The 12045-nt window shown below is 60.0% G+C and carries 11 protein-coding genes; 10 read left to right on the top strand and 1 reads right to left on the bottom strand.

From position 1 onward, the window contains the following. Window positions 1-419: 419 nt before the first annotated feature. Genes ACQ4WS_RS05620 through ACQ4WS_RS05605 form a run of 4 tightly spaced genes read left to right on the top strand, consistent with a single transcriptional unit; the run spans window position 420 to window position 5366 of the window. Window positions 420-2483: a methyl-accepting chemotaxis protein gene (locus tag ACQ4WS_RS05620; protein WP_436474429.1), complete on the top strand. Its 2064-nt coding sequence runs from the start codon at window positions 420-422 to the stop codon at window positions 2481-2483. A 3-nt stretch (window positions 2484-2486) separates the two neighbouring features. Further along, window positions 2487-3311, top strand: coding sequence for a CheR family methyltransferase (locus ACQ4WS_RS05615; protein ID WP_436474427.1), 825 nt, complete (start codon window positions 2487-2489; stop codon window positions 3309-3311). After that, a complete protein-coding gene (locus ACQ4WS_RS05610; protein ID WP_436474425.1) occupies window positions 3308-3844 on the top strand; it encodes a chemotaxis protein CheD in 537 nt (178 codons plus the stop codon). The genes ACQ4WS_RS05615 and ACQ4WS_RS05610 overlap by 4 nt, the downstream gene beginning before the upstream one ends. Next, the gene (locus ACQ4WS_RS05605) at window positions 3831-5366 is read left to right on the top strand and encodes a chemotaxis protein CheW (RefSeq protein ID WP_436474423.1); all 1536 of its coding nucleotides are present in this window, start codon (window positions 3831-3833) and stop codon (window positions 5364-5366) included. The genes ACQ4WS_RS05610 and ACQ4WS_RS05605 overlap by 14 nt, the downstream gene beginning before the upstream one ends. A gap of 104 nt (window positions 5367-5470) precedes the next feature. On the opposite strand, the gene ACQ4WS_RS05600 is transcribed toward ACQ4WS_RS05605, so the two are convergent. Continuing rightward, window positions 5471-7123 (bottom strand): 3-(methylthio)propionyl-CoA ligase, encoded by a 1653-nt coding sequence (locus ACQ4WS_RS05600; protein WP_436474421.1) that lies wholly within the window; start codon window positions 7121-7123, stop codon window positions 5471-5473. Window positions 7124-7337: 214 nt separating this feature from the next. Between ACQ4WS_RS05600 and ACQ4WS_RS05595 the strand changes: the two genes are divergently transcribed. From ACQ4WS_RS05595 to ACQ4WS_RS05570, 6 genes are all read left to right on the top strand, one after another. After that, window positions 7338-8816, top strand: coding sequence for a protein adenylyltransferase SelO (locus ACQ4WS_RS05595; RefSeq protein WP_436474419.1), 1479 nt, complete (start codon window positions 7338-7340; stop codon window positions 8814-8816). A 9-nt stretch (window positions 8817-8825) separates the two neighbouring features. Continuing rightward, window positions 8826-9227, top strand: coding sequence for a peptide-methionine (R)-S-oxide reductase MsrB (msrB, locus tag ACQ4WS_RS05590; RefSeq protein WP_436474417.1), 402 nt, complete (start codon window positions 8826-8828; stop codon window positions 9225-9227). Between the two features lie 83 nt (window positions 9228-9310). Then, window positions 9311-9940: a septation protein A gene (locus ACQ4WS_RS05585; RefSeq protein ID WP_436474415.1), complete on the top strand. Its 630-nt coding sequence runs from the start codon at window positions 9311-9313 to the stop codon at window positions 9938-9940. Beyond that, complete coding sequence (locus ACQ4WS_RS05580; RefSeq protein ID WP_436474413.1) at window positions 9937-10239, top strand: BolA family protein; 303 nt, start codon at window positions 9937-9939, stop codon at window positions 10237-10239. The genes ACQ4WS_RS05585 and ACQ4WS_RS05580 overlap by 4 nt, the downstream gene beginning before the upstream one ends. An 85-nt stretch (window positions 10240-10324) precedes the next feature. Further along, complete coding sequence (locus ACQ4WS_RS05575; RefSeq protein ID WP_077404793.1) at window positions 10325-11104, top strand: peptidylprolyl isomerase; 780 nt, start codon at window positions 10325-10327, stop codon at window positions 11102-11104. Between the two features lie 116 nt (window positions 11105-11220). Next, window positions 11221-11997 carry a peptidylprolyl isomerase gene (locus ACQ4WS_RS05570; protein ID WP_436474411.1) on the top strand — a complete coding sequence of 259 codons (777 nt, stop codon included), beginning with the start codon at window positions 11221-11223 and terminating at the stop codon, window positions 11995-11997. Window positions 11998-12045 lie beyond the last annotated feature (48 nt).

Below are 12045 nucleotides of genomic sequence, written 5' to 3'. Positions count from 1 at the left end.
AGATTCTGCTGCAAGCAGCAAGCTCCCATAGAAGCTATCACTTGAATATTCATTTAAATGAAAAAATAGCAATAATAATAATGTCGTTTTTTATGCGGAAGGATAGCTTTGTTATATGCCAGCAGGGGGCAATTGCGACAATTTGTACATTATTTATTACCACCTCTTGTTTTTCGCCAGGTGCTGGGGAATAATAAAATTGTTGATACAAATCAATACTCTACAATTTATCGACGATAAGGCAAACCGCAGGGCGAACAATGGCAGCCGTTGATCACGCACATTCTCACCAATTACCACCAGATCTCGACCAATGCAATAACATCACAGCCTTAATGCCTGTCTTGAACCGATCGCAGAAAAAATAATAAAAGCAGCCTTATCGCTCCCATTCCTCTTCTCACCCCGAAGGAAATACTATGGACGCAGCCAGCCATGTCAGCCACTCCCAGGATCTGGACTTACAAGCGATAAATACTGCCTTGAACCGTGTCCAGGCTGTCATCGAATTCGAACTCGACGGCACCATCCTGCATGCGAATGACAATTTCTTGCGCGTCGTCGGGTATAGCCTGGCCGAGGTACAGGGCAAGCACCATGCCATCTTCTGCGACCCCGAGCATGTGAAAACGGCCGAGTACGCCAACTTCTGGGCCAAACTGGCACGCGGAGAATTCGACCAGGGCGAATACAAGCGCCGCGCCAGGGATGGCCGCGAAGTGTGGATCAACGCTTCCTACAACCCCATCCTCGACGCGGACGGCAAACCGTATAAAGTCATCAAGTTCGCCACCGACATCACGGCCAGCAAACGCCGCAACGCCGATTACGAAGGCAAGATCGACGCCATCAGCAAGGCCCAGGCCGTGATCGAGTTCCGGCTCGACGGCACCATTCTCGACGCCAACGAGAATTTCCTCACGTCCGTCGGCTACTCGCTCGACGAGATCAAGGGCCAGCACCACCGCCTGTTTTGCCTGCCCGAGTACGCCCACAGCGACGACTATGCGCAGTTCTGGCAGAAGCTGGGACAAGGCAAGTTCGACGCGGGCGAATACAAGCGCGTCACCAAGGATGGCCGCGAAATCTGGCTCAACGCCACCTACAATCCCATTTTCGATGCGGAAGGCCGGCCCTTCAAGGTGGTCAAGTTCGCCAGCGATATCACGGCCCTGAAAATGCGCAATGCCGAATACGAAGGCAAGGTCAGCGCCATTGGCAAGGCGCAGGCCGTGATCGAATTCGACATGCAGGGCAATGTGCTGGACGCGAACGACAATTTCCTCGCCGTCATGGATTACGACTTGAACGACATTCAGGGCGAGCACCACCGCATGTTCTGCGAGCCCGAGTATGCCAGCAGCGCCGACTACAAGAAATTCTGGCAAAAGCTCAACCGGGGCGAATTCGACGCGGGCCGCTACAAACGCCTGGGCAACCATGGCAAGGTGGTGTGGATACAGGCCACCTACAACCCCATCCTGGACCTGAACGGCAAGCCGTATAAAGTGGTCAAGTTCGCCATCGACATCACGGAACAGGTGAACCTGGAAAACAGCATCCAGTCCAAGGCCGCCAACGACAGCCGCAAGGTCAATGCCCTGCTCGACTCGGTGGCGCGCGCGGCGCAAGGCGACCTGACCTGCAAAATCGTGCCCGAGGGCGACGAGCCGATCGACCTGCTGGCCGGCGGCATCAGCAAGATGATCGTCGACTTGCGCGGCGTGATCGGCAACGTGGTGTCGGCCGCGAACGGCTTTGCCGACGCTTCGCACGCCATCGCCGAACGGGCCACGGGGGTGGCCGTGGGCACGCAGGCGCTGGGCGCCACGGTGGAAGAAATGAACGCCTCCATCGACGGCCTGACGTTTTCCATCAATTCCATCGCGGAAAACACGTCGAATGCCGATTTCCTGGCGAAAGCCACGCAGCAGGAAGCGGAAGCGGGCGCGCGCGCCGTCGCCAAGTCGATCGAAGCGATGGACCTCATCAACCGCTCCTCGGAAGACATCGGCGAGATCGTCAAGGTCATCAGCGAAATCGCCAACCAGACGAATATGCTGGCCTTCAATGCGGCCATCGAGGCGGCGCGCGCGGGCGAGCACGGCCTGGGCTTTTCCGTCGTCGCCGACGAGGTGCGCAAGCTGGCCGAGCGTTCCTCGCAAGCGACCAAGGAAATCTCCAAGCTGATCAACGAGTCCGTCAAGCGCGTATCCACCGGCAGCGAGATTTCGCGCCAGGCCAGCGACGCCTTCGACAAGATCGTCTCGGGCGTGGCGAAGACCACCCTGGCCATCTCGGACATTTCAAAGGCGGCCAATGAACAGTTGCTGACGGCGCGCGAAGTCTCCACGGCAATCCAGTACATCGCCGAGGAAACGGAAAAGTCGGCCGCCAACTGCGACAGCATCGCCCGCTCGACGGATGGCTTGAACGAGCGCGCGGGCAGCCTGAACCAGACTGTCTCCGGCTTCGTGGTGTAGGCCATGAGCCACGCGGCCACCCTGACGCCCGAGGTGCTGACGCGCCTGATCGCGCTGGTGCGCGAGCATACGGGCATCGCCATGACGGCGCGCAAGAGCGTCTTGCTGGAACGGCGTTTGCAGCCACGGCTGCGAGCGCTGTCCCTGCACAGCTACCAGGCTTACCTGGAGAGGGTGGCCAGCGACCGCGACGAGGTGGCCCACTTCATCGACCTGGTGACCACCAACGACACCCTGTTCTTCCGCACGCCGCAGATCTGGGATTATTTCCGCGACCGCTACCTGCCCGACTGGGCCCGCGCCCACCCGGGCGGCTGCCTGGAAATCTGGTCAGCGGCCGCCGCCAGCGGTGAAGAACTGTACTCGATCGCCATGCTATGCGAGCAATTCAAGCTGCAAACGCCCGCTTTCCGCTACCAGATCCTGGCCAGCGACATTTCGCAGCAAATCCTGGGCGCGGCGCGCGTGGGCCAGTACAGCGGGCGCTCCGTCGAGCGCATCCGCTTGTCGCACCCGGACTTGCTGCGCAAATATTTTACGCCCGCGCCATATGGCGTCAAGGTCAACGAAGAGCTGCGGCAGCACGTCAGCTTTGCCCAGCACAACCTGCTCGAAGCGCTGCGCCCGGCGCGGCAATTCGACCTGGTCTTCCTGCGCAATGTGCTGATCTATTTCGATGCCGAGCACCAGGAAACCGTGCTGCGCCAGGCACGCCTCAGCCTCAAGGACGAGGGGCGGCTGATCCTGGGCGAGTCGGAAACCATCGCCCGCCTCGGTACCGGCTATCAATTCGAGTTTCCCATGATCTATAAGGCGGGACTGGCATGATCCACACACACACTGCGGCTGACGCGCCGCCGCTGCACTTGGTTGGCATGGGGCAACTCAGCGTGGGCACGCATGGCGAACAGCTGCAAGCCTTGCTCGGCTCTTGCATCGGCATCGGCTTCCTCTGGAAGAATGGCCCCTGCTGCGGCCTGGCCCATTGTTTGCTACCGGAAGCGCCGGGCGCCGACAGCGGCCTGGGGGCACGCTATGTAAGCCAGGCCGTGCCGTCGCTGCTAAGGATGATGGGCGTGCGCCAGGCCGATTACGCCGATATCGAGGTGGTGCTGGCGGGCGGCGCCAGCATGTTTGGCCCTGCCCATGCCCATGGCCGGCTGCAGGTGGGCCGGCAAAACGCGCAAGCGGCGCAAAAATACCTGGACCAGTGCGGTTTGCATGTCAGTTTTTGCGCGCTGGGCGGCCGCCACGGGCGCCAGTTGCTGATCGATTGCGCCCGCCACAGCTATGCCGTCACCGATGTGGTGGCGCCACGCGAATTGACACCACGTAAGGAAGGCGCATATGGATATGCATGAAGCGACGGGCTTGCAAGCGCAGGGCGCAAGCGACACGGCCACCGAACTGTTCGGCTCCTTCCACCTGGGCGAAGATGAATTCGCCTTGCCCGCCAGCTGCATCCGCGAAGTGGTGAACTACCCCGCGAAAGTCACCGCCCTGCCCCTGTCGCCAGCCTATCTGGAAGGCATGTTCACCCTGCGCGGCAGCGTCATTCCGGTGGTCAACCTGGGGCGGCTGTTCCGCGCCGATGCGCCGCGCGCCGTGGCCACCGACAAGATCGCCATCCTCGATTTCCAGCAAGTGCTGATCGGCATCGTTTTCCAGGATACGGGCGAGATCCTGCGCGTGCCCGCCAGCGCCCGCAGCGCCCTGCAATATGCGGCCGGCGACAGCCACGCCGTCATCGCCGGCACGATCTTGCAGGATGGCGGCGCGCGCCTGCTGCAAGTGCTCAACCCGCACGCCCTGCTGCGCATCGAGAACGTGCCCCATGTGCTGGCCCTGCAGGCGACCGGCGCCAAGCTGAGCACGGCCCGCTACCATGCGCAAAGCGAACGCCGCCAGTGCGTCAGCTTCCATGCGGCCGGCGCCACGTTTGCCTTCGAAATGCTGGCCATCCAGGAAATCATCCGGGTGCCGGAACTGCACAGCTCCCTGCTGAACAGCGAACTGTGCCTGGGGCGCATGCATTTTCGCGGCAGCCAGGTGGCTGTCGTCGATTTCGGTGCCCTGCTGCAGGCGGCCGGGTCCGGCCCTGCGGCCAAGGCGGTCACGCTGGACCAGCGCGTCATCGTCGTGCGCCTCGATGACACGAGCGTGGGCTTCCTCGTCGACTCCGTCGACAGCATCGTGCATTTCTTTGGCGACGAGGTGCTGCCGATTCCCCTGCTGAGCAAGGCGCGCGCCGCCATGTTTGCCGGCTGCATCACGAAAGAGGGGCTGGGCGACATCATATTCCTCGACCACAAGGGTATCCTGTCGCAGGCGGAAATCGTCGAGATGCGCGACGGCCACGCGCGCCTGTACCCGGCCGACGCGGAAACGGCCAGCACGGCCACGCGCAAGGCGCCGCGCCGCGTCTACATCACGTTTACCGTAGCAACCCGCTTCGCCGTGGAAATCGGCCAAGTGCGCGAAATCATCGACTTCAGCGGCGCCATCACCACGCCACCGGGCATGCCGGCCTGCATGCGCGGCATGCTGAACTTGCGCCAGCAAATGATCAGCATCATCGACCTGCGCCAGCTGTACGCGATGCCAGCCCTGCCTGACCCCAGCGCGGGCAAGATCCTCATCGTGGAGCGGGGCGCCGAGCGCTACGGCTTTCTCGTTGACCATGTCGACAACATCATGACCATTTCCGATAGCCAGCGCTTTGCGGCGCCGCAAATCATCCGCACGGGAGAACATGACGACCTGCGCAGCGAAATGGATGAAATGATCGATATCGGCACGCAGGCGCAGCGCCAGACCCTGTGCGTCTTCCAGTGCGATCATTTGCTGGAAAAATTGGGGGCGGCGCTGCCGCAGGCGGCATAAAAAGCAAGAATTAACCCAACGGCATAAAGATACCGGGATCGTACCCTCAGGGTACGACCCCAGCCCTTGCTGTTGGGTGCATCAAGCCATTGCTCGTGAATGAATTACATCCCCGGCAACTGGTGCCCCTTGAACTGCTCGCGCAGCTTGTTCTTCTGGATCTTGCCCGTCGCGCCCATGGGCAAGGCGTCGACGAACAGCACGTCGTCGGGCGTCCACCACTTGGCGATCTTGCCCTCGAAAAACTGCAGCAGCGCTTCGCGCGTGACCGTCATGCCGGGACGCAGCACCACGACAAGCACGGGGCGCTCGTCCCATTTCGGGTGGAATACGCCGATACAGGCCGCCTGCAGCACGGCCGGATGCGCCATGGCCAGGTTTTCCAGGTCGATGGTGCCGATCCACTCGCCGCCCGACTTGATCACGTCCTTGCTGCGGTCGGTGATCTGCATGTAGCCATCCGCATCGATGGTGGCCACGTCGCCCGTGGGAAACCAGCCATCCTGCAGCACGTCGCCGCCCTCGTTCTTGTAGTACGAGGCAATGATCCACGGCCCTTTCACCAGCAAATGGCCATAACTGATGCCATCCCACGGCAATTCCTTGCCATCGTCGTCGACGATCTTCATGTCCACGCCGTAGATGGCATGGCCCTGCTTTTGCAGGATCTTGCGCTGCGCGTCTTTCGGCAAGTCCAGGTGCTTGGTCTGCAAGCCGCCGGCCGTGCCCAGCGGCGACATTTCCGTCATGCCCCAGGCGTGGATGACTTCCACATCGAACTTGTCGATCAGGGTATCCATCATGGCCGGCGGACACGCGGCGCCGCCGATCACCGTGCGGCGGAAGGTGGAAAATGTCAGCTTGTTTTGCAAGGCGTGGTTCAGCAAACCCAGCCAGACAGTCGGCACGCCGGCCGAGAACGTCACTTTTTCCGCCTCGAACAGTTCGTACAGCGACTTGCCATCGAGCGCCGCGCCGGGAAACACCATGCGCGCGCCGGACAGGGGCACGGAGTATGGCAAACCCCAGGCATTCACGTGGAACATGGGCACGACGGGCAGCACCGTGTCGGAGGCGCGCACGTTCAGGGCGCTGGGCATGGCCGAGGCATACGCGTGCAGCACGGTCGAGCGGTGCGAATACAGGGCGCCCTTGGGGTTGCCCGTCGTGCCCGAGGTGTAGCACAGGGTGGCGGCCGCGTTCTCGTCGAACAGGGGCCAGGCGTAATCGTCGGAATGCGTGGCGATCAAGTCTTCATAGCACAGCAGGTCGGGGATCGTGCTGCTGGCGGGCATGCGCTCGCGGTCGCACATCAGCACGAAATGGCGGACAAAGGTGCAGTCGGCGGCGATTTTTTCCACCACCGGCAAAAAGGTCAAATCAAACAGTAGAACCTGATCTTGCGCGTGATTCGAGATATAGGCGATCTGATCGGGAAACAGGCGTGGATTGATGGTGTGCAAGACGGCACCCGAGCCGGACACGGCATAATAGGCTTCCAGATGGCGGTAGCCATTCCAGGCCAGCGTGGCGACCCGGTCGCCCATGCCGACGCCGAGTCCATGCAAGGCGTTCGCCAGGCGCCGCGCGCGCTGGTGGCAATCGCGGTAGGTGTAGCGGTGCATGTCGCCTTCCACCCGCCGCGAAATGATTTCGCTGCCCCCGTAATGACGCGCTGCAAACTCGATAATGCTGGAAATCAGCAAGGGCTGATTCATCATCTGGCCCATCACTGGGCTCAAGGGGAATGCCGACATCGTCTCTCCTGGGGTGGATACTCGGTTATTGTTGGAATTTAAAGATTTTTCCTAGTTTCGTACGGTCGTGCGGAAATCGTCAACGCATTTCGATATTGCGATGCAGCATGGAATTGTTGATTCCGTTTTCTAGCCTCCCGGACCTCCGCCACGCGCCTTGGCGCTGTGCGGTAAAATCGCCTTTCAGCCTGGCGCACCTTGCCGGCGCATCTACTTGAATGGAATTGCCATCAGCGCTCATACCTTACCACTGGATAACGCCTTTGCGGCCTTGCCGCCCGCGTTCTATACGCGCTTGATGCCCACGCCCCTGCCCGCCGCGTATTTCGTGGCCGCCAGCGCGCCGGCAGCAAGCCTGGTCGGCCTGGACGCGGCGCGCCTGGCCGAAGCCGATTACGTGGAGCTGCTGAGCGGCAATACGGTTGCCGAGCGCTCGCTGCCCCTGTCGGCCGTGTATTCGGGCCACCAGTTTGGCGTCTGGGCCGGCCAGCTGGGCGATGGCCGCGCCATCTTGCTGGGCGATATCGCCACCGCAGACGGTCCGATGGAACTGCAGCTGAAAGGCGCCGGCGCCACGCCGTATTCGCGCATGGGCGACGGCCGCGCCGTGCTGCGCTCATCCATCCGCGAATTCCTCTGCTCGGAAGCCATGGCGGCGCTGGGTATTCCCACCTCGCGCGCGCTGTCCATCATGGGGTCGCAGCAAGGCATCCTGCGCGAAACCGTCGAGACGGCCGCCGTCGTGACGCGCATGGCCCCTAGTTTTGTTCGCTTCGGCTCGTTCGAGCACTGGTTTTACCGCAAGAAGCCGGACGAGCTGAAAATCCTTGCCGATTACGTCATCGACGGTTTTTATCCCCATTTGCGCGCCGCATCAAATCCATATCAAGCCTTGCTGGCCGAAGTGTGCGTGCGCACGGCGCACATGATTGCGCACTGGCAAGCCGTGGGCTTCATGCATGGCGTCATGAACACGGACAATATGTCGATCCTGGGCCTGACGCTCGATTACGGCCCCTTCGGTTTCATGGAAGCGTTCGATGCCGAGCACATCTGCAACCATACGGACCAGCAGGGCCGCTATTCCTACGCCAACCAGCCGCAGGTGGGCCACTGGAACTGCTATGCGCTGGGCCAGGCCCTGCTGCCGCTGATTGGCGAAGTGGCCGAGGCGCAGGCAGCGCTGGACAGCTACCAGAGCGCCTTTGCGGAGAAGATGAATGCCTTGCTGCGCGCCAAGCTGGGCTTGCAGACCATCGCGGATGACGATACGGCGCTGTTCGACAGCATGTTTGCGCTGATGCAAGCCAATCATGTGGATTTCACCAACTTTTTCCGCGCCCTGGCGACGCTGCAGGTGGCGTCGCCCGAGCACGACACGGTACTGCGCGACATGTTCATCGACCGCCCCGCCTTCGATACGTGGGCAGAAACCTATCGTGCGCGCCTGCGGCAGGAGCACAGTGTCGATGCCGAGCGGCAAGCGGCCATGAACCGGGTCAACCCGAAATACGTGCTGCGCAACTACCTGGCGCAAGTGGCCATCGAGAAAGCCCAGCAGCAGGACTACACGGAAGTGGCGAAATTGCTGGAAATATTGCAAAAGCCATTTGACGAACAGCCCGAACACCAGCACTATGCGGCCCTGCCGCCCGACTGGGCCAGCCAGCTTGAAGTCAGTTGCTCATCCTAAGGAGTCATTATGACCACCAATAAAGTCAAAAAAACCGATGCCGAATGGCGTGCCATGCTCGACTCGATGCAATACGAAGTCACGCGCCACGCGGCCACGGAACGCGCCTTCACGGGCAAGTTCTGGGACCACCATGCACATGGCGTCTACACCTGCGTCTGCTGCAACACGCCATTATTTGCCTCGGACACCAAGTTCGATTCCGGCTGCGGCTGGCCCAGCTATTTCCAGGCGCTCGATCCGGCCAACGTGACGGAAGTCAATGACCGCAGCCACGGCATGCTGCGCACGGAAATCATTTGCGCCGTCTGCGACGCGCACCTGGGCCACGTCTTCCCGGACGGCCCGCCGCCGACCGGCTTGCGCTATTGCATCAATTCGGCCTCCTTGCGCTTCGATCCGCAGCCCTGAGACACAGGAACGCTTGGGAGCACCTCAGTTGCTCCTAAGCCATTCCTAAGATGAATTTAATAAGACCAGTGTAAAGTCTCGCCATGAAATTTCTATTCGACCTATTCCCCCTGATCGCCTTCTTCGCCGCGTTTAAACTGGGCGGCATGTATGAAGCAGCCACGCACGATTTCGTGCAGCAATATTTGTCCGGCTTCGTGTCTGGCGGCCTGATCAAGGCTGACCAGGCGCCGTGGATACTCGCCACCCTCGTCGGCATCGTCGCCACCGCCTGCCAGGTCAGCTATCTGCTGCTGCGCGGGCGCAAGGTGGACGGCATGCTGTGGCTGTCGCTGTTCATCTTTGTCGTATTCGGCGGCGCCAGCATCTACCTGCATGACGATTTCTTCCTGAAGTGGAAGCCGACCCTGATCTACTGGTTGTCCGGCCTGGCCCTGCTGATCGCCCACCTGGGTTTCAAGAAAAACCTGATCCGCAAGACCATGGAAGCGCAAGTGCAATTGCCTGATGCCGTCTGGAACCAGTTGCTGGCCGCCTGGATCATTTTCTTTGGCGCCATCGGCGCGCTGAACCTGTTCGTCGCCTTCGTGCTGTACAAGGGCGACATGGCTGCCTGGGTCAGTTTCAAGGCGTTTGGCGCGACAGGCATCTTCTTTGCCTTTATCGTGGTGCAAACCCTGTTCCTGGCCAAACATATCAAGGAAGACGCATGATGATCTCCACCACCGAGAATACTTCACCGGAAACACGGATGGAGCGCATTCGTAGCCGCCTGGAAACGGCACTTTCCCCTCTGGAATGCGTGCTGGAAGACGACTCGGCGCGCCACCGGGGCCATGCGGGTGCCGCCTCGGGCGGAGGCCATTACAATCTACGCATTATTTCTAGTCAATTTGAGGGGCTCAGGCTCGTCATGCGTCATCGTCTGGTGTATGATTCCGTGCACGATATGATGCATAATGAGATACATGCATTGGCGATTGTGGCCCTGGCGCCGTCCGAAGTAGAGTAAGGATGGCGTTTTTGGCGTACCCGAGCCATGTTATCAATTTCTTTCCATGCGTTTTTTACGAAACTTTCCCTAACAGGATTTAATAATGACTTTTAAGCCAGCCCGCTTGCTGATCGCACTACTCGCCGTTGTCGCGGTACCTGTTTTTGCGCAAAATGTTGCCGTTGTTAATGGCAAGCCTATCCCATCGTCGCGCGTTGATGCAGTCGTCAAGCAAGTCGTCGCCCAAGGCCAGCAACCGGATTCGCCGCAACTGCGCGAAATGATCAAGAAAGACTTGATCGGCCGTGAAGTGCTGATGCAAGAAGCGGAAAACAAAGGTTTCGGTAAAGATGCAGCCGTCAAGCAGCAAATCGAGAACGCGCGCCAGGCCATCGTCATCAACGCCCTGGTCGGCGACTACCTGAAAAAGAACCCTGTCAACGACGCTGAAATCAAGGCGGAATACGACCGCTTCGTAGCCCAGACCGGCGACAAGGAATACCACGTGCGCCACATCCTGGTGGCCACCGAAGCGGAAGCGAAAGACATCATCGCCAAGCTGAAAGGCGGCGCCAAGTTCGAAGACCTGGCCAAGCAATCGAAAGATGCCGGTTCGGCCGACAACGGCGGCGACCTGGACTGGGCAGCGCCATCGTCGTTCCCGAAAGTGTTCTCCGACGCCTTCGTGAAACTGCAAAAAGGCCAAGTCACCGATACTCCGGTGCAAACGCCTAACGGTTTCCACGTGATCAAACTGGACGACACCCGCGCGGCAAAACTGCCAACGCTGGAAGAAGTCAAGCCACAGATCGCCGAAGCGCTGCAGCAAAAGAAATTGCAAGCGTATCAGGAAGAAATGATCAAAAAAGCGAAAGTTCAGTAAGAGCTGACCTCCCCGGCGCCCCTTTCGGCGCCGGTCGTGTATTCTGCGCCTGAATGCGAACTGCCCGGCAGTCGCAATCTCTTGTATCAGTTTTTGTATATTTATTAGGAATGAACATGATTTTGAAGCCAGCCCGCCTGATCTTAGCCTTGGTCGCCGTTGTAGCGATCCCTGCGTTCGCGCAAAACGTGGCCACCGTGAATGGCAAGGCCATTCCATCGTCGCGCGTCGACCAGGTCGTCAAGCAAGTCGTCGCCCAAGGCAAGCAAGCCGATTCGCCGCAATTGCGCGAAGCCATCAAGAAAGACCTGATCGGCCGTGAAGTGCTGATCCAGGAAGCCGACAAGCAAGGCTACGGCACGCGTCCGGAAGTCAAGTCGCAGATCGACAATGCCCGTCAAAGCATCATCATCAACGCCCTGCTGGCCGACTACGTCAAGAAAAACCCGGTCAAGGACGCTGAAATCAAGGCCGAATACGACAAGTTCAAGGCGCAAGCGGGCGACAAGGAATACCATGCACGCCACATCCTGGTAGCCACCGAAGCGGAAGCGAAAGACATCATCGCCAAGCTGAAAGGCGGCGCCAAGTTCGAAGAGCTGGCAAAAGTATCGAAAGACGGTTCCGCAGCCAATGGCGGCGACCTGGACTGGGCTAGCCCAGCTTCCTACGTGAAGCCATTCTCCGACGCCATGGTCGCCCTGAAACCAGGCCAGGTCACGCAAACGCCCGTGCAATCGCAATTCGGCTTCCACGTGATCAAGCTGGAAGAAACCCGTCCGACGAAGCTGCCGGCACTGGACGAAGTCAAGGGCCAAGTGGCCGAGTCGCTGCAACAGAAGAAACTCGCCGCCTACCGCGATGAGTTGATGAAAAAGGCAAAAATCCAATAATATTGGATGAAGATGAAAAGGCGCTCCACGGAGCGCCTTTTTTACGCC

This window comes from Janthinobacterium leeuwenhoeki (assembly GCF_051380795.1).
GTDB lineage: Bacteria > Pseudomonadota > Gammaproteobacteria > Burkholderiales > Burkholderiaceae_D > Janthinobacterium.
Note: the sequence above shows the minus strand (reverse complement) of the source record. Positions and strands in the feature narration are given on the sequence as shown.